23 protein-coding genes and 1 pseudogene are annotated in these 23,496 nt (G+C 70.6%); 10 read left to right on the forward strand and 14 right to left on the reverse strand.

Going from position 1 to position 23,496, the window contains the following annotated elements:
• Window positions 1–9: 9 nt before the first annotated feature.
• A complete protein-coding gene (locus tag LK09_RS22125; RefSeq protein ID WP_039397560.1) occupies window positions 10–1,491 on the reverse strand; it encodes an aminotransferase class I/II-fold pyridoxal phosphate-dependent enzyme in 1,482 nt (493 codons plus the stop codon).
• 156 nt (window positions 1,492–1,647) lie between these two features.
• On the opposite strand from LK09_RS22125, the gene LK09_RS07450 reads away from it, so the two are divergent.
• Window positions 1,648–3,006, forward strand: coding sequence for an O-acetylhomoserine aminocarboxypropyltransferase/cysteine synthase family protein (locus LK09_RS07450; RefSeq protein WP_052226494.1), 1,359 nt, complete (start codon window positions 1,648–1,650; stop codon window positions 3,004–3,006).
• Window positions 3,003–4,328 carry an NtaA/DmoA family FMN-dependent monooxygenase gene (locus LK09_RS07455; protein WP_039397563.1) on the forward strand — a complete coding sequence of 442 codons (1,326 nt, stop codon included), beginning with the start codon at window positions 3,003–3,005 and terminating at the stop codon, window positions 4,326–4,328. The genes LK09_RS07450 and LK09_RS07455 overlap by 4 nt, the downstream gene beginning before the upstream one ends.
• 18 nt (window positions 4,329–4,346) lie before the next feature.
• On the opposite strand, the gene LK09_RS20635 is transcribed toward LK09_RS07455, so the two are convergent.
• The 4 genes from LK09_RS20635 to LK09_RS07475 form a co-directional block, all read right to left on the reverse strand.
• Window positions 4,347–5,309 carry a helix-turn-helix transcriptional regulator gene (locus LK09_RS20635; protein ID WP_197060988.1) on the reverse strand — a complete coding sequence of 321 codons (963 nt, stop codon included), beginning with the start codon at window positions 5,307–5,309 and terminating at the stop codon, window positions 4,347–4,349.
• Between the two features lie 266 nt (window positions 5,310–5,575).
• Window positions 5,576–6,148 carry a hypothetical protein gene (locus tag LK09_RS07465; protein WP_039398281.1) on the reverse strand — a complete coding sequence of 191 codons (573 nt, stop codon included), beginning with the start codon at window positions 6,146–6,148 and terminating at the stop codon, window positions 5,576–5,578.
• A gap of 189 nt (window positions 6,149–6,337) precedes the next feature.
• The gene (locus LK09_RS07470; protein WP_039397565.1) at window positions 6,338–6,685 is read right to left on the reverse strand and encodes a DUF7882 family protein; all 348 of its coding nucleotides are present in this window, start codon (window positions 6,683–6,685) and stop codon (window positions 6,338–6,340) included.
• A complete protein-coding gene (locus LK09_RS07475; protein WP_039397566.1) occupies window positions 6,685–7,005 on the reverse strand; it encodes a DUF7882 family protein in 321 nt (106 codons plus the stop codon). Before LK09_RS07475 ends, LK09_RS07470 begins: the two co-directional genes overlap by 1 nt.
• A gap of 159 nt (window positions 7,006–7,164) precedes the next feature.
• On the opposite strand from LK09_RS07475, the gene LK09_RS07480 reads away from it, so the two are divergent.
• Entirely contained in the window at window positions 7,165–7,626 is a 462-nt protein-coding gene (locus LK09_RS07480) for a MarR family winged helix-turn-helix transcriptional regulator (protein WP_039397569.1), read from the forward strand.
• A gap of 3 nt (window positions 7,627–7,629) precedes the next feature.
• On the opposite strand, the gene LK09_RS07485 is transcribed toward LK09_RS07480, so the two are convergent.
• Entirely contained in the window at window positions 7,630–7,974 is a 345-nt protein-coding gene (locus tag LK09_RS07485; RefSeq protein ID WP_052226496.1) for a hypothetical protein, read from the reverse strand.
• Between the two features lie 116 nt (window positions 7,975–8,090).
• Here LK09_RS07485 and LK09_RS07490 point away from each other — a divergent pair, with 116 nt between their 5' ends.
• Together LK09_RS07490 and LK09_RS07495 are read left to right on the forward strand one after the other, a co-directional pair.
• Window positions 8,091–8,816: a histidine phosphatase family protein gene (locus LK09_RS07490; RefSeq protein WP_039397570.1), complete on the forward strand. Its 726-nt coding sequence runs from the start codon at window positions 8,091–8,093 to the stop codon at window positions 8,814–8,816.
• Window positions 8,800–9,639, forward strand: coding sequence for an ADP-dependent NAD(P)H-hydrate dehydratase (locus LK09_RS07495; protein ID WP_039397572.1), 840 nt, complete (start codon window positions 8,800–8,802; stop codon window positions 9,637–9,639). The genes LK09_RS07490 and LK09_RS07495 overlap by 17 nt, the downstream gene beginning before the upstream one ends.
• A 3-nt stretch (window positions 9,640–9,642) precedes the next feature.
• On the opposite strand, the gene mmuM is transcribed toward LK09_RS07495, so the two are convergent.
• Window positions 9,643–10,536 carry a homocysteine S-methyltransferase gene (gene mmuM, locus LK09_RS07500; RefSeq protein WP_039397574.1) on the reverse strand — a complete coding sequence of 298 codons (894 nt, stop codon included), beginning with the start codon at window positions 10,534–10,536 and terminating at the stop codon, window positions 9,643–9,645.
• Window positions 10,537–10,626: 90 nt separating this feature from the next.
• Here mmuM and LK09_RS07505 point away from each other — a divergent pair, with 90 nt between their 5' ends.
• Window positions 10,627–11,415: an IclR family transcriptional regulator gene (locus LK09_RS07505; RefSeq protein ID WP_039397576.1), complete on the forward strand. Its 789-nt coding sequence runs from the start codon at window positions 10,627–10,629 to the stop codon at window positions 11,413–11,415.
• On the opposite strand, the gene LK09_RS07510 is transcribed toward LK09_RS07505, so the two are convergent.
• Genes LK09_RS07510 through LK09_RS07520 form a run of 3 tightly spaced genes read right to left on the reverse strand, consistent with a single transcriptional unit; the run spans window position 11,412 to window position 14,909 of the window.
• Window positions 11,412–12,167 (reverse strand): IclR family transcriptional regulator domain-containing protein, encoded by a 756-nt coding sequence (locus tag LK09_RS07510; RefSeq protein ID WP_039397577.1) that lies wholly within the window; start codon window positions 12,165–12,167, stop codon window positions 11,412–11,414. The genes LK09_RS07505 and LK09_RS07510 overlap by 4 nt on opposite strands.
• Window positions 12,164–13,345 (reverse strand): alanine racemase, encoded by a 1,182-nt coding sequence (gene alr, locus LK09_RS07515; protein ID WP_052226497.1) that lies wholly within the window; start codon window positions 13,343–13,345, stop codon window positions 12,164–12,166. Before alr ends, LK09_RS07510 begins: the two co-directional genes overlap by 4 nt.
• Window positions 13,346–13,376: 31 nt before the next feature.
• The gene (locus LK09_RS07520; RefSeq protein ID WP_039397579.1) at window positions 13,377–14,909 is read right to left on the reverse strand and encodes an amino acid permease; all 1,533 of its coding nucleotides are present in this window, start codon (window positions 14,907–14,909) and stop codon (window positions 13,377–13,379) included.
• A 279-nt stretch (window positions 14,910–15,188) separates the two neighbouring features.
• Between LK09_RS07520 and LK09_RS07525 the strand changes: the two genes are divergently transcribed.
• Genes LK09_RS07525 through LK09_RS07535 form a run of 3 tightly spaced genes read left to right on the forward strand, consistent with a single transcriptional unit; the run spans window position 15,189 to window position 19,038 of the window.
• On the forward strand, window positions 15,189–16,244 hold the full coding sequence (locus LK09_RS07525; protein ID WP_039397581.1) for a homoserine dehydrogenase: 1,056 nt from the start codon (window positions 15,189–15,191) through the stop codon (window positions 16,242–16,244).
• Window positions 16,241–17,656: an aldehyde dehydrogenase family protein gene (locus LK09_RS07530; protein WP_039397583.1), complete on the forward strand. Its 1,416-nt coding sequence runs from the start codon at window positions 16,241–16,243 to the stop codon at window positions 17,654–17,656. The genes LK09_RS07525 and LK09_RS07530 overlap by 4 nt, the downstream gene beginning before the upstream one ends.
• Window positions 17,653–19,038, forward strand: coding sequence for an aspartate ammonia-lyase (locus tag LK09_RS07535; RefSeq protein WP_039397585.1), 1,386 nt, complete (start codon window positions 17,653–17,655; stop codon window positions 19,036–19,038). The genes LK09_RS07530 and LK09_RS07535 overlap by 4 nt, the downstream gene beginning before the upstream one ends.
• A 9-nt stretch (window positions 19,039–19,047) precedes the next feature.
• Here the strand turns inward: LK09_RS07535 and LK09_RS07540 are convergent, their stop codons facing one another.
• Window positions 19,048–19,491 carry an Lrp/AsnC family transcriptional regulator gene (locus tag LK09_RS07540; protein WP_039397587.1) on the reverse strand — a complete coding sequence of 148 codons (444 nt, stop codon included), beginning with the start codon at window positions 19,489–19,491 and terminating at the stop codon, window positions 19,048–19,050.
• Between the two features lie 93 nt (window positions 19,492–19,584).
• Between LK09_RS07540 and LK09_RS07545 the strand changes: the two genes are divergently transcribed.
• A complete protein-coding gene (locus tag LK09_RS07545) occupies window positions 19,585–20,784 on the forward strand; it encodes a trans-sulfuration enzyme family protein (protein WP_039397589.1) in 1,200 nt (399 codons plus the stop codon).
• A 16-nt stretch (window positions 20,785–20,800) separates the two neighbouring features.
• On the opposite strand, the pseudogene LK09_RS22245 reads toward LK09_RS07545, so the two are convergent.
• The 3 genes and pseudogenes from LK09_RS22245 to LK09_RS07560 all read right to left on the reverse strand — a co-directional run bounded on the left by LK09_RS22245 (window position 20,801) and on the right by LK09_RS07560 (window position 23,480).
• A pseudogene (locus LK09_RS22245) lies at window positions 20,801–21,129 on the reverse strand (DUF7882 family protein).
• A 211-nt stretch (window positions 21,130–21,340) separates the two neighbouring features.
• On the reverse strand, window positions 21,341–22,831 hold the full coding sequence (locus LK09_RS07555) for an APC family permease (protein WP_052226498.1): 1,491 nt from the start codon (window positions 22,829–22,831) through the stop codon (window positions 21,341–21,343).
• A gap of 133 nt (window positions 22,832–22,964) precedes the next feature.
• Complete coding sequence (locus LK09_RS07560) at window positions 22,965–23,480, reverse strand: Lrp/AsnC family transcriptional regulator (protein ID WP_052226499.1); 516 nt, start codon at window positions 23,478–23,480, stop codon at window positions 22,965–22,967.
• Window positions 23,481–23,496 lie beyond the last annotated feature (16 nt).

Raw genomic sequence — 23,496 nt, forward strand, 5'->3', positions numbered from 1 at the left:
CTGCGCGCCTCAGGCGGCGAGACCCCCGTCCGGGACGTCCCGGACGACCCGGACGGTCTCCAGCGTCGGGTCGGCCGCGTCCGGGATGACCATGCCCGCGGCCAGACCGCTTCGCAGATACTCGACCACTTCGGCGACGATGACCTCGCCGGGCAGGATCGCCGGGATCCCCGGCGGGTAGGGGGTCAGCTGCTCCGCGCAGATGCGGCCGGCGGCTTCGGTCGCGGGGACGGCCTCCACCGGGCCGAAGAAGGCCTCCCGCGGAGCGCGCGCCTGCTCGGGGACGAACGCCGACTCCCCCGGCAGAACCACCGGAGGCCCGGGCCGCCACTGCCGCGCGGCATCCGGAAGCAGCCGGAGGGCGTCCAGGAGCCGCCCCGTCGTCTCGTCGTCGTCGCACTGCGACAGGGTCGCCTCCACGCGGCGATGGTCGCTGATGCCCATGTCGATCCGGTGCTCGGCCCGGAGCCAATCGGCCACCTGGTAGCCGGAGGCCCCGAGTCCGCTGACGTCGATGAGCACGTGCAGCGGGTCGAGGTCGTGGGAGGCCTCTGCCGAGAGGAGCTCGTCCCGGAGCACGTGCAGCCCGTCGATCGCGTCGACTGCGGCGCGGAAGCGCTCCGTCAGGTCGAGAGCACGGGTGAGGAGGTCGTGGCCGTGCTCGACCATCTGCCGCCGCCAGCCGTCGATCGCGGCGTAGAGGAGCACGTTCGAGCTCGTCGTCGCCAGCACGTCGGCGCACTGCTTCAGCCGGATCGGATCGACCAGTCCTCCCTGCAGGTGGTAGACCGAGCCCTGCTCGAAGCCGATTCCCATCTTGTGGACGCTGACCACGCAGATGTCTGCGCCGGCGTCCATCGCCCACGTCGGCAGCGACTCGTGGAACGGCAGGTGCGCACCCCAGGCCTCGTCGACGATGAGCGGCTTCCCGTGGGAGTGGCAGATGTCGGCGACCGCCTTCAGATCCGTGCAGGTGCCGTAGGGCGTGGGGCTCGTGATCAGAGCGGCGGACGCATCCGGATACCGCTGCCACATCTCCTCGACGGCGGCGGGCGACGGCGGATGCGCCAGGTGCAGCTCCCGGTCGTATCGCACGTCGATCCAGCGCGGCTGCAGGCCGGAGAGCACCAGCCCGGCGACGACGGACTTGTGCGCGTCGCGGCCGATCAGGATGTCGCCCTGCCCGCGCGTGACGGCGAGGATGGATGCCTTCACCGACAGGGAACTCCCGCACGTGGGGAAGAACGCCCGGTCGGCGCCGACGGCGTCGGCCATCAGGTCCTGCGCCCGCTGCAGGTACCCGTTGCCCGAGGTGCGGTCGTCGAGGCCCGCGGTGGCGAGCACGTCGACGGCGAGCGCCCCGCCGAGCACGTCCCGCACGCGCGGATCGGCACCGCGTCCCTGCCGGTGGCCGGGGGGCGTGAAGCCGTAGCGGTCGAGGCGACGGTAGTCGGCGAGCGCGTCGAGCACGGGGGCGATCGAGTGGTCCATGACGCCGGTCTACGCCGGCGGCGGCGGTGCGACAGGGGGCTTGCGCATCCCCGATCGGGGCCGTATGCGCGGCCGGGTTACCCTGCGTGACGCCCGGGTGACGCCGCGTGACGACGCTCGCCGGATGCCGCGGCGACCGCCCCCTATCGTGGCGGCATGCCCCGCTCCGACTCCCCCGCACGGCCCGATGCCGGCGGCTCCGCCCCGCGTCTGCACTTCTCGACGCGGCAGGTGCACGCGGGGTTCGAACCGGAGGGACCGTACCGGCCGCGCGCCACGCCGATCCACCTGACCGCCGGGTTCGTGTTCGACGACTTCGAGCAGGGGCACGAGCGCTTCGCCGGCACCGACGACGGGTTCAGCTACTCCCGCGTCGGCAACCCGACCAGCGCCGCGGCCGAGCGGCGCATCGCCGACCTGGAGTCGGGACGGGGCGCGCTTCTCGTCGGCAGCGGGCAGGCGGCGGTCGCCACCACGATCCTCGCCCTCGTCTCGGCCGGCGATCACGTCCTGGCTTCCGGCAGCCTCTACGAGGGCACCCGCGAACTGCTGCGCGACGACCTGGCGCGCCTCGGCGTCGAGACCACGTTCGTGCGCGACCACACCGACCCGGCCGCGTGGGCGGCCGGCATCCGGCCGGAGACCAAGGTCCTGTTCGCCGAGTCGATCCCGAATCCGAAGAACGACGTGCTCGACATCGCAACGGTCGCCGAGGTCGCGCACCGGCACGGGCGTCCGCTCGTCGTGGACAACACGCTGGGCACGCCGTACCTGGTCCGCCCCCTCGAGCACGGCGCGGACATCGTGGTGCATTCGGCGAGCAAGTTCCTCGCCGGACACGGCACCGTGCTCGGCGGAGTGATCGTCGACGGCGGGCGATTCCCGTGGCACGACACGGGCGGGCGGTATCCGCAGCTGACCGCACACCGCGGCGTCGACGGCCGCACGCTCGTGGAACGGTCGGGCGCTGTCGCGTTCCTCGAGCACGCCCGCCGGGTCGCGATGCGCTTCGGCCCGGTGCCGTCGCCGATCAACGCGTTCCTCATCCTGCAGGGCATCGAGACGCTCTCCCTGCGCGTGGCCCGCCAGTCCGCGACCGCTCTGCGCCTCGCGCAGTGGCTCGAGCGGCATCCGTCCGTCGAGTCCGTCGACTACAGCGGGCTGCCCTCGAGCCCGCACCATGCCCTCGCGCGCCGGTACCTTCCGCACGGGCAGGGGGCCGTCTTCGCCGTCACCGTCCGCGGTGGCCGCGACGCGGCGCGCACGTTCACCGACAGCCTGCGGCTGTTCACGAGGATGACGCACCTCGGCGACACCCGTTCGCTCGTGCTGCACCCCGCGACCACGACCCACGTGCTGCGCGACGAGGCGGAACTCGCCGACGCCGGGATCGGGCCGGGGCTGCTGCGCCTGTCGATCGGTCTCGAAGAGCCGGACGACCTCATCGCCGACCTCGACCAGGCTCTCGCCACCGCGACCGCCGCCGACCTCCTTCAGCGAGCAGGACTGACATGACCAAGCCCCAGCACTTCGGATGGTTCCTCTCGCGCGGGTTCGGCCCGCACGGCTGGGCCCGGCCGTACCACGAGTGGAACTACGCCTGGCAGCGCCCCGACCTCTACCAGCAGTCGGCGCGCGAGCTCGAGCAGGCCGGCTTCGATTTCGTGCTCATCGAGGACGCCCTGTCGGTCGGCATCACGCCGTCGACGCTGAACCTGCGGGTCCGCAAGGCGTACGGCGGGCCGAAGCACGACCCGTGGACGCTCGCGCCCTACCTGTTCGCCGCCACGCAGCACCTGGGCGTCATCCCCACCGCCAACCCGGCGTCGTATCCGCCGTACCTTGCCGCGCGCCAGTTCGCGTCGCTGCAGCATCTGAGCGGCAGCCGCCTCGGCCTCAACGTCGTCACGGACGTCGGCAGCGCCCACCACTTCGGCACCGAACGCCTGCCGCACGATGCCGCGTACGATCGCGCGCAGGAGTGGCTGGATGCCCTGCGCCTCCTCTGGCACAGCTGGGAGGACGGAGCACTCATCGCCGACCCGGCGACCCAGGTCTACGCCGACGGATCGAAGATCCGCGCCGTGCAGCACCGCGGCGAGTACTTCTCGTTCGACGGCCCGCTCAACGCCGAACCCCTGCCCGCCGGAGACCCGATCGTCGCCTCCCCCGGCGGCTCGCCGCGCGGGATCGACTTCGCCGGCCGCAACTCCGAGATCCAGCTGGCGCTGTCGAACCTCGACGTGGCCACCATCCGCGCCTACCGCTCCCGCGTCCACGAGGCGGCGGCATCCCACGGCCGCTCGCCCGACGACATCGCGGTGCTGTTCGTGTTCAAGCCGATCGTCGCGGCCAGCACCGAGGAGGCCGACCGGATCGTGCAGGCTTCGCTCGCCCCCGACGAGGAGGTGCTGCTCGAGATCGCCGAAGCGTGGTCGAGCGACCTGGAGACGGATCTGACTGCGCTCGACCTCGACCGGCCGCTCGATCCGGCCGTGTTCGGCGATCACGTGTCCAAGGGCACGATCCGCGGGCTGCTCGGCACCCACGAGGCCTTCGACGGCGTCCCGCTGCGCGAGATCCTCGCCGGCAAGGCCCGCCTCGGACGCATCACCGACGGCCATGGCGGCACGGTCGGCACGGCGGAGGAGATCGCGGACGTGATCCAGGCGCTCGGCGACGACGCCGACAACGACGGCCTCATCTTCTCGGGCGACCTGCACCCGGTGACGATCCACCGCGCCCTCGATGAGCTCGTGCCTGTGCTGCGCCGCCGCGGCATCCTCCGCGAGCGGTTCGGACCGGGCGGGCTGCGCGAGAACCTCGCCGAGTTCTGAGCCGGGGCCGGTCGCGGGTCAGCTCCGGAGCGTCCGCGACGGCTTCTCGCCGAAGAGCGCGGCGTACTCGGCAGCGAACCGGCCGAGGTTCGTGAAGCCCCACTGGCGGGCCACGTCGGCCACCGACACGGTGCCGAGGCCCCCGTCCAGGAGCTCGTCTCGGGCGCGGGTGAGCCGCACCCGGCGAAGGTAGGCGAGCGGGGTGGTGTCGAGATCGCGCCGGAAGGCGTTCTGCAGCGCCCGCACCGAGACGTGCGCCTGCCGGGCGATGAGGTCCACGGTCAGCGGCGCATCGGCGTGATGCTCGATGTACTCCCGGGCGATCCGGACCGCGCGCGACACGGCGACCGCATCGTGTGCCCGGCCGGCATGAAGCACCTCGACAGGGAACGCCGCGGTCGCCGTCGCGAGGACCGCTTCGAGAGCGCCCGAGCGGGCCAGATCGTTGCGGAACACCTCTGGTTCTTGCAGAACACTCGTCCAGGTGTACCCGACGGTGCGGGTCCAGTGCCGACGCATCGCCTCGGAGACCGGCGCGGTCGAGCACAGGCTCAGTCGTCCCTCGTCGACGCCGGCTCGCTGCAGCACCGACCTCGTCAGCACATCGAGGTCGATGTTGACCAGCATGATGTCGATCTGCTCCGAGGTGGCGGATGCGGGCCCGGGCCGGAACAGGAACGGCCGTGTCGTATCGAGCTGCTCTCGGCCCGTCCGGGCCTCGTACATTCCGCCGAGCACGAAGCCGAAACCCACCATCTGCTCGAACTCGACGGCGTTGTCGATCCACGACTCGGTCTTGAAGCGCACGAACGTGATGCCGCCGGCCCCGCGGGTGGTCTGCTCGAGCCGGAACGGGCCGCGGGACTCCCGGAAATGAGCCACCGGGTAGAGGCGCTGCAGGATGGCGTCGGCAACACCGATGTCGTCGGTGGCGAGGTCTTCCTCGAGGTAGGGAGGGGTGGGCGTTGCGGGATCGGTCACGGCGGGAACAGAGGTCATCGGAGGCCTTCGGTCGGGCGGGACTGCCGGGGGCCTGGCGTTTGGCAGTCTTCCAGTTTGCGGTCCGGGGGACGAAAGCAGACCCGTGGGACGGAAAACGTCAGGGAATCGTCAGCTTGCTTCCTGCGGTCGCTCGGCTCGGCGCCGCAGAACAGAGCGAAGCCCGGACCACCATCGGGTGGATCCGGGCTTCGCTCGTGACTGCGGTCGTCAGCGGTTCGCCGGCGAACCGTCGATGCCCCGTCTGATCACAGGCCGAGCAGGTGGTTCAGGATGTTGGCCAGCCCGTTCACGCCGTTCCCGTTGTCGAGAAGGCCGGCGACCGAGCAGAGCAGGTTTCCGAGCAGGTTGCCCGCGCCCGGAACGGCCGTGATGTTGAGATTGACCTGATTCAGGTCGACGACCAGTCCGAGCACGTCGAGGTGCAGCGGGCCGAGGACGAGATTCAGGATCTTGCAGCTGTTCTGGCCGGCCGCGTTGGTCACGGTGGTGCTGGTCGCCTGGTTCGTGACGGTGGCGAGCACCTGTCCTGCGGCGTTCGTCACGGTGCCGTTGAGCAGACCGTTGACGTTCAGCTGCCCGTTCTGCGACGTGAACCCCGTCGGTGTGAACGTTCCGGTGAACGTGCCGATGACCTGTCCGGCCGTGTTCGTGATGGTCTGCGTGATCTGCGCGGGTTGGACGGCGGCCCTCGTCGGGGCGCCGACTGCCTGTGAGTGGACGACCGGTGCCGGGGCCGCCTGAGCGGGGATGACCGCTCCGAATGCGAGTGCTGCGGTGAGCGCGGCGGCTCCCACTCCGCCAAGCAGCTTCTTGCGCATGATGATTCCCTTCGTCGCGAACGCGGCGGACGATTCGTGACCGTCCGCCACTTCTGGACCGAGGGAACCGGTCCTCGGCGCCCTCGCTGAGCGGCCACCGTAGGCAGCCTCTCCGAATCGGGTGCAGGGGGTTGACCGATGTCAGGGCCACGTGTTTTCATGCGCGAACACCCCGGACGGCCTCGTCTGCTAGGCGCCGACCGCGAGCATGTCGTGCTCGTCCGACCGCGACGCGGCAGGCCCGCTGGGTTCGGGAACGAGGTAGAGGCCGAATTGGGCGTTGGCGGTCTGCGCGAGCGCTTCGATCCAGGCGGGATTGACGTCGGGTCGCCGCGAGCCGTAGAACTTGAAGACCAGGCTGACGGACGGGTGCACCCAGATGGTGGTCCGTCCGTTGCCGAGGCTGGCGTCGTCCTTCCAGCTGAACATGAACGGCTCGCCGCGGCGGAGCTTGTTGACCATCACGATCTGCAGGTGCGTGAGCGCACGATCCTCGAAGTCGGCCTTGACGGTCTTGTCGTAGGTGAGCTTGCCCATCATGCACCTGCCAGCGCGGGGACCGAGGCCGGCTCGAGCCGCAGGACGATACCCCGGGTGGAGTTCGCCTCCGCGGCGAGCTGCTGCAGCACGAGAGGATCCAGCGCCTCGGGCTGGTCGCCGTCGAACTCGAACCGCAGCGGGATCGCCGATCCGAGCCAGATCGTGCTCGTGGCGCCGGCGTCACTGTCCGAGGGGGCGAACGAGAGCGTGAACCGCTCATCACGGCGCAGTTTGGCCGTGATGACGATCTTCAGATGGGCCAGCAGCCGATCCGGAATGACGACCGGCGGGGCGGCCGAGTAGTAGAGAACGCCCATGGAATTCCTCCGATCGTGGCCGGGTGCCATGGACGCGGCTCCCGGGGTGCTTCACGAGCAGTCTACACTTTATTTCGCATATTTAGATAAATATTTTAAAAGTCAAGGACGCTAAGTGTCTGATAGCCTGGGACCGAGGCACGCTACGGAGGGGGCGGCATGGAACCGGACGGACGGGGCGCTTCCCCGTTGACCGAGGCGCTGCAGCGATATCTGCAGTCGCGCAGCACCGCGCTGATCGCCGCGCGACGCGAGCTGAGCATCAATGAACTCGACGCCCGCGCGCTCCTGTTCATCGCCGATCATCCCGGCACCCGTCCCGGCAACCTCTCCGCCTACCTCGGCATCACATCCGCCGGCGTGACGACGCTGATCGATCGACTGGTCAGTCGGGGCGCCGCGCGCCGCGATGTGGATGCCGAAGACCGCCGCGTCAACCGCCTCACCGCCACGGTGGATCTCAGCTCTCCGCCCTGGTCGGCGCTGACGAGGTTCGACGACGCCTTCCACCTCGCCTCGGCCGAGGCGGGCGACCAGGACCTCGTCGAACAGTTCGCGGCAGCCCTCGACGAGTACACCAACGCCGCGTCCGTGGCCACCGGCCAGGCATCCCCGCGCTGACGATCAGGGGTGATCGAACCCGTCGAACTGCAGGGACTTCGCCTGCAGGAACGCGCACAGCGCCGCGAGCACCGACAGTTCTGCTGCGAAGTTCAGCACCTGGGGCGCGGGCAGCGTCACCGCGGACTCCCGGGGCTCCAGGGTGACCATCCACCGCATCGGATTCTGAGGCTCCGGCTGGATCGAGATCACCGTGGGCGGGTCGGCGATCTGCACCACGACGAGGCCGGTGTTGGCATCCTCTGCGCCGTCCTGCGGAACGACCCGCACGTCGCCGTCGAACGCGTAGCCGAGCGCGAGGAACTCGTCGAGCCACGACTCCAGCGTTCGCATGCTCCGGAACGACATTCCGGCCTCCCTCCGGCCAGGCTGCATCCCGGCCAGGCTACATCGCTGTCGTGGCTGACGACACGTGCGTTGTCAACCCGGTCGATGTCGACGGCGGGGATTCCTAGTCTGTGGGGATGACGGCGACCGACCTCTGGCTGGTGCGACACGGGGAGAGTGTCGCGAACGTCGCGGCGAGCCACGCGGAACGCACCGGGCTCGAGCGCATCCCGATCGACACCCGCGACGCCGACGTCCCGTTGTCGGCGACCGGCCGCGAGCAGGCGACGGCGCTCGGCCGCTGGTGGTCCGCGCATGCGGACGCCGTCGGCATGTGCTGGGTCTCGCCCTATCGGCGCGCGCGCGAAACGCTCGAGATCGCCCGCGCGGAGGATGCCGGCGCAGCGCCCACGGTCACGGACGAGCGGCTGCGCGACCGTGAACTCGGGATCCTCGATCTCCTCACCCGCCGCGGGGTCGCCGCGCGGCACCCGGAGGAAGCCGAGCGGCGTCGCCACCTCGGCAAGTTCTACCACCGGCCGCCGGGCGGCGAGTCGTGGGCGGACGTCGCCCTGCGCCTGCGGTCCTTCTTCGGCGACGAGCTCCCCCGCTGCTCCGGGGGCGGACTCCTCGTCGCCCACGATGCCGTGGTCATGCTCGCCCTCTTCGTCCTGCTCCGCCTCGACGAACCGGAGCTCCTGGAATTCGCGGCATCCCACACCGTGCTCAATGCGTCGGTGACCCACCTGACCTGCACCCCCGCCGGCTGGGAACTGCGCGACTTCTCCGACGTCGGCCACCTGCAGGTCGAGGGCGCGCCGGTCACCGTCCATCCCGGGAGTGCCGATGTCGAACCGGAATGAGAGCGAGGTCACCCCCGACCTGCTGCGCGGGTGGGGGCTGCCCGATCCGGGCGAGTCGAAGAAGTCGCGCGGCGACGTCATGGTCGTCGGCGGCTCACGCCGCTCCCCCGGCGCGGTCTTCCTCGCCGGCGAAGCGGCGCTGCGCGTCGGGGCCGGCCGGCTCGCCGTGGTGGTTCCGGCCTCCATCGAGGGGCAGCTCGGCGTCGTGATGCCGGAGGCCGCGGTCCACTCCCTGCCGGTCGACCCCGAGGACGATCTCGGCGACCGCGTGCGCGGCGCGCTCGGGTCGGCGGGTGCCGCGCTGGTCGGCTGCGGGTTCGACGACCCCGAAGGGACACGACAGACTCTGCTCGCCGTGGCCCGCTGCGGTGTGCGCCGGATGGTCCTGGATGCCTTCGCCCTCGGCGTCCTCCCCCACATCGATCGCGACGCGCTGCCCGACGAACTCGTCCTCTCTCCCAATCGCGAGGAGGCCGCGATCCTCCTCGGGCAGGAGCCGACGCACGGTGAGCACCCGGACCTGGGCGAGATCGCCCGCCGCTACCGCGCGGTCGTCACCTGCTACGGCGAGATCACGACCCCGGACGGCACGTCCTGGCGCGTGCGCGCGGGCGGCCCCGGGCTCGGGACGTCGGGCAGCGGCGACGTCCTGGCCGGCGCGATCGCCGGCTTCGTCGCGCGCGGTGTTCCGCTCGCCCAGGCGGCGGTGTGGGGCAGCTGGGCCCACGCCCGCGCGGGCGATCGGCTCACCGAGCGGGCCGGGATCGGCTTCCTCGCCCGCGAGATTCCGGCCGAACTCACCCGCGCCGTCGCCGAGGTCTGACCGTCAGGATGCCCGGACCTGAACGCGCCGGGTGAGCGCCGCGATGTCGGAGGGTCCGTACCCGCAGCATCCGCCGATGTACGTCGCGCCCGCGGCGATCCACGCGTCGACGAGGGCGACGTCGAACGGGTGCTCTTCGGACCACGTCTTGCTGACCGGGTCCCAGACACCGCCCCGGTTCGGGTAGGCGATCCCCGGAAGCCCGGTCTGCCGCACCGCCGTCTCCACCGCGCCGAGCACATCCGTGTCGCGCGAGCAGTTGACCCCCGCCGCGACGAGGGCCGAGCAGCCGGCCAGCGCCGCGTAGGCCTCGCTGAGGGGCTGGCCCGCACAGGTCTCCTCCCCGCGGACGGAGTAGCTGAACCATGCGGGCAGCCCGATCTCGTCGAGGAGCTCGACGAGCACGACCGCCTCGTCGAGGTCGGGGATCGTCTCGACGGCGAACAGGTCGGGGCCGGCCGCGGCGAGGATGTCGAGACGAGGGCCGTGGAAGTCTCGCAGTCTCTTCGCCGAGACGCCGTACCGGCCGCGATACTCGGAGCCGTCACCGAGGACGGCCCCGTAGGGCCCCACCGACGCGGCGACGCGGAGGTCCGCGGGCGAGTCGGACGCGTCACGCGCTTCGCGAGCGACCGCGACTCCGCGCGCCACGAGTTCGCGCGCCGTGTCGGCGTCGAAGCCGGCTGCACGGAACCCTGCTTCGCTCGCCTGGTAGGTCGCGGTCGTGGCGACCTGGGCGCCGGCGGCGAAGTACGAACGATGGGCACGGACGATCTGCTCGGGCTCCTCGGCGAGAAGCCGTGCCGTCCACAGCGCGCCGTCCACCACGACGCCCTGCTGCTCCAGGGCGGTCGACAGGCCGCCGTCGAGGATCGTCACCCGTGCGGAAGTGCTCATGAGTCCATCGTGGCATCCGTCCAGCGTGGTGCTCGCCGTGAGACGGTGGTGCGCCGCCGAGCGTGCTCGGCGCTCGGGTACCCTCGTGGCATGTCCCGATCCACCGAGGCTCCTCCCGCCCTGTCGAGCATGGGCCGCGGCCTCGAGGTGATCACGTGCCTGGCCGACCTGATGGCCGACCGGCACGGCGGCGCATCCGTGCAGGAGATCGCCCGCACGCTCGGGCGCGAGCGGTCGCAGGTCTCCCGGACGCTGTCCGCGCTGGCCGCACAGGATCTGGCCGAGAAGGACGCGGACGGGAAATACCGCCTCTCCTGGGGGTGGTACGCCACCGCCCAGGAACTCGTCGACGGCCGGCTGCGCACGGTCGGCCTGTCGATCATGGATGCCCTCGCCGCCACGGTCGGAGAACCCTGCTTCCTGGGTGTCCTCGCCGGCGACAGCACGGTCACGGTCGTCGAGAGCATCCCTTCCGGGTCGGGCATGATCGGCTCCTGGATCGGGCGCGCCTACCCCGCCTTCTGCAGCGACGCCGGACAAGCCGTGCTCTGGGATGCGTCGGACGACGAGGTCCGTGCCGTCTTCGCGCAGACGGAGTTCCGCAGCCAGGGGCCGAACGCCCCGCGGTCGGTGGACGACTTCCTCGCCCGGCTGCAGAGGAGCCGCGCGCGGGGATACGCGATCGTGGACCAGGAGGCCGAACCCGACCTGTACTCGGTGTCGGCTCCGGTCTGGGACTTCCGCGCCGAGGTCGTGGCCGCGGTCCAGATCGTCGGCGAGCGGGCGTCGCTCGAACCGCGGACCGCCGCGCTCGCGCAGGTGTGCGTCGCCGCGGCCGCCGAGCTCTCGATCGCGCTCGGCGCCCCGGCGGGCTCCTAGTCCGCGCGGGACGCCAGGGCGACGAGCCGCGACTGCACGTCCGCGAGGGCGCTCTGCGCCTCCCGCGAGCGGCGGGCGCTCAACTGCCGGCCCGCGACGGCGATCGAGGCGACGACGCAGGCGCCGTCGTGGATCGGCAGCGCGTACTCGAAGACGCCTTCCGCGTACTCCTCCTCGGCGATCACGATTCCCCGCGCCCGGTCGCGTACCAGGAGCGCCTCGACGCCGGCGGTGGACCGCGCGGCCCCGGGGCCGCCCACGCCGACGAACTGGACGCCGCCGAGAAGGTCTTCCAGTTCGGCCGAGGAGAACTCCCACAGGAGCGCGCGGCCGGCGCCGGTGCACCAGATCGGGGTGGTCATTCCGGGATGCAGGTAGGAGGCGAGCAGGTCGCCCGGCGTCTCGGAGCGCAGCAGGAGCGCACCGGCGCCGCTGGCCGCCGCGATCTGCGCCGACATGCCCAGTCCGGTCGCGAGCCGGCGAAGTTCGCTGCGCGCCGCGCGCAGCCACGGCTGGTTGAGCACGCCGGCGGTCCGGAAGTACGCGTCGCCCGTGTTGAAGACGGCCGCGGGATCCCGCTCCAGGAATCCGAGTTCGCGCAGCTCGTGGGTCAGGCGGGAGACGCGGCTGCGCTCGATGCCGGTGGCCTCGGAGAGCCGCGAGGCGTTGTGGGCCAGGCGGCGCGAGCGCTCGCGCTGCACGACGGCATCGATCAGCGTCAGGCCCTGCAGGAAGGAGGACGGTTGGCTCATCGGGTCGTCACGATCTCATCGGCGGTCTCGGCGTTCGCTCTCGGGCGATGCGCCGTGCCCTCGGCCACGACGCGGCGGCTCAGCCGCCCCCACGCTGTATAGAGGTTAGCGGCGATCTGCCCGCTCGCCCGTTCCAGATCGAGAGACGAGATCGTCGCGTCGCCCTGGCGTCCGTAGAGCACCACGTCGTCTCCGATGCGAGCCTCCGGCACCTGCGTCACGTCCACGACGAGGGTGTTCATCGCCAGCCGGTCGACGACCGGGGCCGGCGTGCCGTGGATCAGCACGTGCGCGCGGCCGCCGAGCGCCCGGCTGTAGCCGTCCGCGTAGCCGAGGGGCACGACCGCAAGCCGAGACGGATGCCGCAGCCGATGCGTGCGGTCGTACCCGACCGTGCTGCCGGCCGGGTAGTCGTTGACGGCGGCGATCCGGGAGACGACGCGCATGGCGGGCCGGAGGTCGACGCCCGACGCCGACGTGTCGCCGTAGAGCGCGGCACCGATGCGGACGAGGTCGAACCGGGAGGCGGGGACGGTGAGCGCGGCGAAGGACGTCGCGCAGTGGCGTTCGACTCCCGGCGACCGCCTCCCGCCGAGGATCGCGGCGGCACGCCGGGACTCCTCCGCGAACGTCCGGGCACCGTCTGCGACGTCATCGGCATCCTCGCAGGGAAAGTGCGAGCACACGCCGGTCGGCCGGAGGTGCGGGTCGGCGGCGATCCGCTCCAGTTCGGACCGGGCGGCGTCGGAGGTGGTCCCGTGGATGCCGTCGCGACTGAGCCCGGTGGAGTTCAGCGAGACGTGGATGCGGATCCTGCCGCCGACGGCGCGCGCGGCCGCCGCGACGACCTCGGCGTGGCGTCCGCCGCCGACCCACTCCTCGATGTCGTGGCGGGCGCCGTCCTCGATCTCCTCGCGGAGTGCGGTGCGCAGCCGGAGGATGCGGCCGCGGAATCCGCCCGCACGGGCCGCAGCCGCCTCGTCGTTCGACGTCACCCCGATCGCGGTGACGCCGAACGACAGCAGGACGGGCAGAACGAGGTCGAGGCCATGGCCGTATGCGTCCGCTTTCACCACAGCGCACAGCGGCAGGTGCGGCCCGAGCTCGTCCCGCACCGCCCCGAGGTTGTGGGCGATCGCGGCGGTGTCGATCTCTATGCAGGTCGGCGTCGCGGTCATCGTCGGTCCTCGGCTCCTCGTCCGGCCTCTGTCAGCGCAGGCCTGCGCCGGGCCCGGTCGCGGGTTCTTCCGCGACGGGGTCGTCCGCCACGTCGACGGGCGCCTCCTCGGACACGGTCGCCGCGGCCTTCGCGCCACGTCGTCCGTAGCGCCACCAGAAGAACAGGTAGCACAGGCCGACGAACGGGATGCCGAAGTACAGCGCCGCGATCTGGGTCGGGTCGAACGCGATCGCGACCACCGAGACCAGCAGCAGCAGGAACGTCACGATCGGCAGGACGGGATACAGCGGGGTACGGTACGGCAGCGACGCGAGGTCGCCTCCCTCCCGCAGGAACTTCCGCCGGTGGAAGAACTGCGACGCCACGATCGACATCCACACCGCCACCACCGCGAATCCGGCGATCGACACGAGCACCAGGTAGACGGTCTGGGGCGCGATGACGCTCGAGATGAGCGACACGAGCCCGAGCACGATGCTCACGCACAGGGCGACCAGCGGAATGCCGCGGCGGGTCAGCTTGGTCAGGGGCTTGGGCGCGTGGCCTTCCTCGGCGAGCGAGAACAGCATCCGCGCGCACGAGTAGAGACCGCTGTTGCCGGCCGAGAGGAGCGCCGTGATGATGACGAAGTTCATGATGTCCGCCGCGTACGGGATGCCGACGTAGTGGAAGACGTCGACGAACGGGCTGCTGGTGACGCTCGCCTTGTCGTAGGGCAGGATGGCGGCGATCACGGTGATGGAGCCCACGAACAGGATCAGCAGACGCCACACCGTCGAGCGCAGAGCACGCGGGATGTTCTTTCCGGGGTCCTTCGTCTCGCCGGCGGCGACGCCGATGAGCTCCGACCCGCTGAACGCGTAGAAGACGGCCAGGGTCGTGACGACGACGCCGCCGACGCCGTGCGGGAACAGCCCGTTCGGGGTCATGAAGTTGCTCAGCAGCACGGCGGGCGGGTGCTCGGTCGACAGCGGGGTGATGCCGAAGATCGCGGCGCCGCCGAGCACGATCAGGGCGACGATCGCGACGACCTTGATGAGGGAGAACCAGAACTCCAGCTCACCGAAGACGCGGGCGGAGATCGCGTTGATGGTGAACAGGCCCGCGGCGAAGATGAGGCACCACACCCACACGTCGACGTGCGGGAACCAGCGCTGCATCAGGATGCCGGCGGCGGTGAACTCCGAGCCGAGGGCGACGACCCAGCACAGCCAGTACAGCCACGCGGTGGTGAACCCGGTCGCGGGCCCGATCGACCGCGCGGCGTAGATGTGGAAGGCGCCGGAGACCGGGTACGCGATCGCCAGCTCGCCCAGGCACGCCATCACCAGATAGACGACGAGCGCTCCGACGAGGTAGGCGATGATCGCGCCGAGCGGGCCCGCCTGGCTGATCGTGTAGCCGGAGCTGAGGAACAGCCCGGATCCGATCACGCCGCCGAGGGCGATCATGACCAGGTGCCGCGCGTCCATGGAACGCTGCAACCGGCGCAGGGGCACCTGGGTGGCGGTGGTGTGAGGCAGAGCGTTGGGCAGCTCTGCCTCTTGGAATGTCTGGCTCATGGGAAGAGTCACCAATCGGGTCACGGGTGGAATGGCGTGCTTGATCATCACAACATTGTGTGAATACTGCACGGGGGATATTTCCGGGAGATTACCCGGCGGCCGACCCCCGCGCAAGGGTTCGACGCGACGAACACGGCGTCCGAACGGAATCGGGCGAACGGGCGGCGGCGCGGTCGAATCGACATGCTCCCCGGCCGTTCTGACAGGCGCGGGCCGACACGGCGGTTCCGGAGACTGGATCGGTCCCTCCCCCCCGACTTTACAAAGGAGTCCGACGTGAACCGTCATGACATCGCGCTGATCGGCTTCGGCGGCGTGAACCGAGCGCTCGCCCAGATCATCCACGAGCGGGCGGACGAGCTCACCGATCAGCTCGGCTTCGCGCTGCGCGTCGTGGCCATCACGGACCTGCGTCTCGGCTCCCTCATGCAGGCCGACGGGATCGATCTCGGCGAGGTGTTCGCGATGTCGCCGATGGACACGTTCGCCGGACGGCCGGGCGGGGCGGCCGTCCCGCAGAACGACTTCGTCATCCGCAACACGACGGCGGACATCGTCGTCGAGGCCACGTTCACGAACCCGCTCGACGGCGAGCCGGCCGTCTCCCACGTCCGCGCGGCGATCGAGAGCGGCAAGAGCGTCGCCACCACCAACAAGGGACCGGTCGCGCTGGCGGGCACCGAGCTGAACCGCCTCGCCGCCGCGCACGGCGTCACCTTCGAGTACGAGGGGTCGGTCGTCAGCGGCACGCCGATCCTGCGATTCGCCGGCGAGACGCTCAAGGGCCTGCGGGTGAACGGCGTCCAGGGCATCCTGAACGGGACGAGCAACTACGTCCTCGGCCAGATGGAGAGCGGGATGACGCTCGACGACGCCGTCGCCGAGGCCCAGGCGCTCGGCTACGCCGAAGCCGACCCCACCGCGGACATCGAGGGGTCCGACGTCCAGCTGAAGATCGTGATCCTCGCCAACGAGATCCTCGGCGCGCAGATCACCACCGCGGACGTCGAGCGCCGCGGAATCTCCGAGGTCAGCGCGGCCGACATCATCGACGCGGCCGCCCGCGGGAGCCGCTGGAAGCTGATCGGCTCGGCATCCCGGGATGCCGACGGGAACGTCGTCGCCACCGTCGAGCCGGTGGCCCTTCCCTCGACCCATCCGCTGGCAAGCGTCAGCGGCCCGACCAACGCCGTCTCGTTCGACACCGATCTGCTCGGCACGGTCACCGTCTCCGGCCCCGGCGCCGGGCGCATGGAGACCGCCTACGCCCTGCTGTCCGACATCATCGCGATCGACGCGCACCAGCGCAGCATGATCGGAGCATCCGAATGAGCGACACCGTCCTGGCCGTCGAACCCGCCGCGGCCGGCCGGCCGTCCTTGATCGTGACCGACCCCTACACCGGGGCGACGATCGGCATGGTCGCGGAGAACGACCCGGCCGAGCTCGACGCCCTGCTCGACCGCGCCCGCACCGGGTACGCACTCTCCCGGTCGCTGTCGCGCTTCGCGCGCCACGAGATCCTGGCCCGCGCGGCCACGCTCCTGCGGGAGCGGGAAGACGAGGCGGCGGACCTCATCGTGCGAGAGGCCGGCAAGACGATCCGGCAGGCGCGCAAGGAGGTGCGGCGCGCGACCATGACCCTGTCACTGTCCGCCGACGCCGCCCGCTCCGACGCCGGCGAGGTCATCCCGTTCGACGCGTTCGAGGGATCCGAGAGCCGCCGCGGCTGGTTCACCCGCGAGCCCCTGGGGATCATCGTCGCGATCACCCCGTACAACGACGCGCTGAACCTGGTCGCCCACAAGATCGGCCCCGCGATCGCCGGCGGCAACGCGGTGATCCTGAAGCCGTCGCAGCTCACTCCCCTGACCGCGCGGTTCCTCGTCGGTCTGCTGATCGACGCCGGCCTGCCGGACGAGATCGTCACCGTCGTGCACGGCGACCGGCACCTCGCGCAGGCGCTCGTGAGCGCGCGGGATGTCCGGATGGTGTCGTTCACGGGCGGCTTCGCCACCGGCGAGGCGATCGCCCGCAATGCGGGTCTCAAGAAGCTCGCGATGGAGCTGGGCGGCAACGCGCCGGTGATCGTGTTCGCCGACGCCGATGTGGATGCCGCCGTCGAGGCCTGCGTCTCGGGCGCCTTCTGGGCCGCCGGGCAGAACTGCGTCGGCGCGCAGCGCATCCTGGTGGAGCGCGAGATCTACGCGCGGTTCCGGGAGCGCTTCGTCGCGCAGACGGTCGCGCTGCGCGCGGGCGACCCTTCGGACGAGGCCACCGATGTGGGGCCGATGATCACCCCGGCCTCCGCCGAGCGCGCGGAGCGGGTCGTCGCGGATGCCGTCGCCGCCGGCGCGCGCGTCCTGGCCGGGCACCGACGCGAGGGATCCGTCTACTGGCCGACCGTCGTCGAGGGCGTTCCGTTCTCGTGCGAGCTCTGGGCCGACGAGGCCTTCGCCCCCGTCGTCGTGCTGTCGCCCTTCGACACCGAGGAGCAGGCGATCCTGCAGGCCAACGAGATCGACTACGCGCTGCACGCCGCGACGTTCACCGGCGACCTCGGGCGCGCGCTGCGCGTGTCGGAGCAGCTGGAGGCGGGCGGCGTCATGATCAACGACTCGTCGGACTACCGCGTCGACAGCATGCCGTTCGGCGGCGCGAAGTACGGGAGCATGGGCCGCGAAGGGGTGCGGTTCGCCTACGAGGAGATGACCCAGCCCAAGGTCATCTGCATCAACGCATGACCGCCGCCTCCTTCCGCGTCGAGCGGGACTCCCTCGGCGAGCTCCGCGTTCCCGCGGACGCCTACTGGGGCATCCACACCGCCCGGGCGCAGGAGAACTTCCCGATCAGCGACACGCCGATCGGGCGGCATCCCGCTCTGGTGGAGGCGCTCGCCACGGTGAAGCAGGCGGCCGCGGCGGCGAACCTCGAGCTGGGGCTGCTGCCGGCGGCCACGGCCGACGCGATCGCGCACGCGTGCGAGCGGGTGCGGCGCGGCGAGCTGCACGATCAGTTCGTCGTGGACGTCATCCAGGGCGGCGCCGGCACGAGTTCGAACATGAACGCCAACGAGGTCGTCGCCAACGCGGCCCTCGAGCGCCTCGGTCTCTCCCGCGGGCGGTACGACGTCGTTCATCCGATCGACGACGTCAACCGCAGCCAGGCCACCAACGACGTCTATCCCACCGCGATCAGGATCGCCGTCACCCGCGGCATCCAGGGGCTCCGGGCCGAGCTCGCCGGACTCGCCGGGGCGTTCGCGGACCGCGGGATGGCCTTCGGTGCCATCGGCAAGGTGGGGCGCACGCAGCTGCAGGATGCCGTGCCCATGCGGCTCGGGGACGAGTTCACCGCCTTCGCCGTCGCGATCCGCGAAGACGTGCAGCGCCTCGAGGAGGTCGTGCCGCTGCTGCTCGAATGCAGCCTCGGCGGCACCGCGATCGGCACCGGCGTCACCGCTCCCCAGGGCTACCGGGAGCGGGTCCTCAACCACCTCGGTGAACTCTCCGGGCTGCCGATCACCGCTGCCGCGCACCTGTTCGAGGCGAGCTGGGACACGAGCGCGTTCTTGACGGCATCCAGCCTGCTGCGGCGGTGCGCGGTGAAGCTGTCGAAGATCAGCAGCGATCTGCGCCTGCTCGCAAGCGGACCGCAGACCGGTCTCGGGGAGATCCGCCTGCCGCCGAGGCAGGCCGGGTCGTCGATCATGCCGGGAAAGGTGAACCCGGTCATCCCCGAGACCATCAACCAGATCGCGTTCGCCGTCATGGGCGCGGACGTGACCGTCGGCATCGCCGGCGAGGCCGGACAGCTGCAGCTGAACGCCTTCGAGCCGGTCATCGCGCACTCGCTGCTGCAGTCGGTCGCGTGGCTGACCAACGGGGCGCGGATCCTGCGCGTGCTGTGCGTCGACGGCATCCTCGCCAATGAGGAGGTCCTGGCCGCGAATGCGGCGAACGCGGTCGGGGCGGTGACGGCACTGGTCCCCGTGATCGGCTACGAGGCCGCCGCGCGTGCGGCCACGCAGGCACTGCGCACCGGTGAGCCGATCGCGGATGCCGTGGCGGCGCACGCGGACCTCTCCGGTGCGGACGTCGGCCGGCTCCTGGCCGGGGCCGGCTGACCCGCCCGGTCAGCTCCGGTCGATCGCGCGCGTGAGGGAGACCGCGGTGACCGTGTTCGCAACCCCCGGGATCGCGGCGACCTGTTCCCAGATCTGTCCGATGCGATCCATCGAGTCGGCCTGCAGCGTGACGAACAGGTCGTACTCGCCGGAGAGCACGTCGCATCGCACGACCTCGGGGATGCGCCGCAGTTCGGCCACGACGCGGTCGTCGCGCATCCGGTCAGCGCGGTAGATCATCACGATCGCCGTCACCTGGCGGGCGGCCGACGAACCGCGCACGACCGTGTAGCCGGCGATGACGCCGTCGCGCTCCATCCGCTCGATGCGCTGCCGGACAGCGTTCCGGGAGAGGTGGACCTGGAGCGCGACGGACGCCAGAGGGGTCCTCGCGTTCGCGGTCAGCATCTCCACGATCCGGAGATCGATCTCGTCGAGGTGCGAGTTCGCCATTCAGTCCTCCGTGCATTATCAGCAATTGCAATTGCCAATCCCACACGCTACCGTAACCAGCATCCACCGCTCACCCTCGTCTCAAGGATTCCGATGTCCGAACGTCCCGACCGGAAACGCGCCGGCACCCTGTCCGACCTCAGCCTCGCCGTGCACGGGGGAAACCTCCTCGACTCGACGAAGGCGCTGCGCACGCCGCTGGTGATGGCGAACTCCTACGCCCTGCCGGACGACCCGAGCGAGATCAGCTGGTCGGCGACGGCGCCCGGCCTCTACACCCGCAACACCGGCGTCAACCAGCAGGCGCTGCAGGAGAAGCTCGCCGCTCTCGACGGCGGCGAGGACGCGGTCGCCCTGGCCTCCGGCGTCGCCGCGCTGCACGCCGTGTTCTTCACGCACGTCCGGGTCGGTGACCACGTCGTGGTCAGCGACGTGACCTACGAGGCGACGTGGCGCCTGTGGACCGAGCTGCTCCCCGGCCGCTACGGGATCGAGGCGACGTTCGTGGACGTGGGCGATCTCGACGCGGTGCGCGCCGCCATGCGCCCGAACACGCGGCTCGTCTGCATCGAGGCGATCGCGAATCCGACGACGAAGGTCGCCGACGTCGCCGCGATCGCGGCGATCACCCACGAGGCCGGAGCGATCCTCATGGTCGACTCCACCTTCACTCCCCCGCCGCTGTACCGCCCGCTGCGCGACGGCGCCGACCTCGTCGTCCACTCGCTGACGAAGTACATCAACGGACACGGCGATGCGATGGGCGGCGCCGTGATCGGCTCCCGCGAGCTGATCGAGCCGATCAAGGCAGACGCCATGGTGGATGTCGGGGGAATCATCTCGCCGTTCAACGCCTGGCAGATCCACCGGGGATCGGTCACGCTGCCGCTGCGTCTCCGCCAGCACACCGCCTCGGCCCAGGCGGTCGCCGAGCGCCTCGCCGCAGACCCGCGCGTCGCGTACGTCTTCTACCCCGGGCTGCCGTCCCATCCCGACCACGAGCTCGCCAGGCGTCAGTTCGGCGACCGGGGATTCGGCGGGATGCTCGCGTTCGCGGTGGACGGCGATCCCGATGTCCAGAACCGCTTCGTCGCCAACCTCCGCCTGATCACCTCGGGGTTCTCCCTCGGACACGACGACTCGCTCATCGTGCACACCGGAACCGAGGGCGGTCGCGTCGCGACGTACCCGGATCCCTTCCGGCGCCTCGGTCATCTCCGGCTGTCCGTCGGCCTCGAAGAGACGTCCGATCTGCTCGCGGACCTCGACGCGGCGCTCGACGCCACCTTCTGAAACGCCGCTTCCGACCTCACGGCCCCTCGATGCGGTCGAGCGGGTCCTCGGCGGGCTCGGGGACGACGTGGAGCCCTTCGGGCGAGTTGGCCGTGACCCCCCCGAGGGCTTCGAGCCAGTTGCGATTGAGGGTCGGGCGCCGGCTGCCGTAGTACTTGTAGGTCAGCGACGAGTGCGCGTGGATCCACACGCTCGTGCGCCCGTCGCCAGGCTGGGGTCGTCCCGCCACGTGAACACGAACGGCTCGTCGCGGCGCAGCTTGTTGGTGATCACCTGCTGCAGGTGCAGGAGCAGTCGGTCTTCGAACTCCACCCTGATGTCGTGCTCGTAGGTCAGCCGTCCCATGGGAGGCTCCACAGGTGCTTCCGCGCTTCCCCGTCGGCAGCGGGTGACGGAGGCATTGGCCCGGCTGCGGACGACCTACTCTTCTGGGCGGTTCCGCCTTCCAGCATCCTCGCCCTATCCGAAAAGCGCAAGATGGTCGCCCGTCGCGCAACCGTTCCGTGAGCGAGAAGAGACCCGGATCACCAGGTCTCTTCTCGTTCTCGTGAGGACGTCAGTCCGAGACTGCACCCGGCATTGCGGGCTCAGCGGAGTTCGACGGGTTTGCGGTCTCGAATTCGGCGGGCAGCTCGAGCGGGCGTCGCGAGTAGTACGTCTTCGCCCGACGGGAGAAGATCGCGAGGGGGATGAAGCCGAGCGCGATCAGCCCGACACCGACGATGTTGACGACCGGCGCGTTGTTGGGGATCGAGGCGACGAACACCCAACCGAGGAAGACGGCTCCGAGCGCGGGCCACAGGCCGATGAGGAGGAAGTTCTTGAGCGACTTGGTGAGTACGCGCCGGTACGCCACCACCACCGCGACGCCCGCGAGCGTGTAGTAGAAGGCGACGAGGAGGCCGGTGGACGAGATCGCGTTCGTCATGATGTCCGCGACGCTGCCGAGGAAGTTCGACCCGACGAACAGCACCAGCGACACGCCCGCGACGACCACGGTGGCGAAGGCCGGCGTCTTCCATCGCGGATGCACCCGCCCGAGTGCGCGCGGCATGGTGTTGTCGCGCCCCATGGCGAACAGCGTCCGGGTGACCTGGACGAGGGCCGTCTCCAGGGTGGCGATCGTGGACAGCGCGAAGGCGAGCAGCAGGAGCTTGCCACCGATGCCGGGCCAGATGATCTCGCCGAGCGCGCTGAGCACATTGGCGCTGTTGGCTTCGATCGACTTGGTCGACATCAACGTCAGGACCGCGACGGTGTAGATCTCGAACAGCACGAAGACGATGGCCACGCCGATCAGCCCCGCCCGGCCCGCGGACTTGTGGCCGTCGACCGCCTCCTCGTTGAGGTTCGAGCTGACATCCCACCCCCAGAAGTAGAAGGCGGCGACCAGGGCTGCGGCCACGAATACGCCGGGTCCTGCGAGATGCGACAACCCGAACCAGCTCCACGAGAATGTCAGCCCGGCGTGGGCAGTGGTCGCGGCGCGAACCAGCGCGAGCACTCCGAAGAGGAGCAGGATGCCGACCTCGGTGATCCCCATGATCCATTGGGCGCGGGCGGTGATGTGCACGCCGAAGTAGACCAGGCAGGCCATCACGACGAACCAGACGGCGCCCACGGTCGTGACCAGCGCCACGTTGTCCACCTGGTCCGGTGCGAACAGCGACACCGTCATGGACCCCGCCGGCAGGGCCGCGGCGAGCATGAACAGGATCATCGAGATGACCATCGCCCACCCCGACAGGAACCCGAGGACGGGGTGCAGGGCTCGCGCGACCCACGAGTAGGTGGCACCGGCGTTGACGTCTGCGCGGCCCAGGTAGAGGAAGGCCCACGCGATGCCCAGCATGGGGATCGCGCACCAGAGCAGGGCTGCGGGTGCGCCGACGCCCGCCACGGCGATGAGGGTCGCGGTCGTCGCCGCGATCGTGTAGGCGGGCGCGCTGCCGGCGACCGCCATGACGGCGACGCCTGCGGCGCTGATTCCACCGGCCTGGAGTTGGTGGGTGGGCTCCTGAAGTGATTCAGGCTCGGACGTGGACATGGGAATACCTTTCGTGGGTGTCGCAGAGCGCGCCGGAGGGCGCGGCGAGGGATGCCTGCGCGGCGCCGGGCGGCGACGACGGGCGTTGCCGAAGGGACGCCTGCCGTCGAGGCAGGCGTCCCCGAACGGGGTGTCAGTCGGCTGTCGGCGTCCCCGGTGCGGAGGAGTCCGCGGCGAGGCCTTCGATCGCGGGAACGCCCCAGCCGTACGCGAGCTTCGCGACTTCGAGCACGAAGAACGATTCGGTGGAGAGCACTCCGGGGACGGAGCCGATCTTGTTCTGCAGGACGTCGGTCATGTCGGCGATGTCGCGGGCGATCACCTCGACCAGCACGTCGAAGCGGCCGGAGGTCATGACGACGTAGCTCGACTCGTGCATCGCCGAGAGGGCGGCACACACGTCCCGCGCGGTTCCGGGGCTGGTGCGGACACCGACGATCGCGAGCAGATCGAATCCGATCGCCAGCGGATTCGCGATGCCGACGACCTGCAGGATGCCCTCATCTTGCAGGCGCTTCGCCCGGTACCGGATCGACGAGGCAGGCACCCCGAGCTCCTCGCCCAGGTTGCTGAACGAACGCCGGCCGTCGATCTGCAGCGCGGCCACGATCTTCAGATCGAGGTCGTCGAGGCCGGGGGTCGCATCCATCGTCACAGGCTATCGT

The organism is Microbacterium mangrovi (assembly GCF_000802305.1).
Lineage (GTDB): Bacteria > Actinomycetota > Actinomycetes > Actinomycetales > Microbacteriaceae > Microbacterium > Microbacterium mangrovi.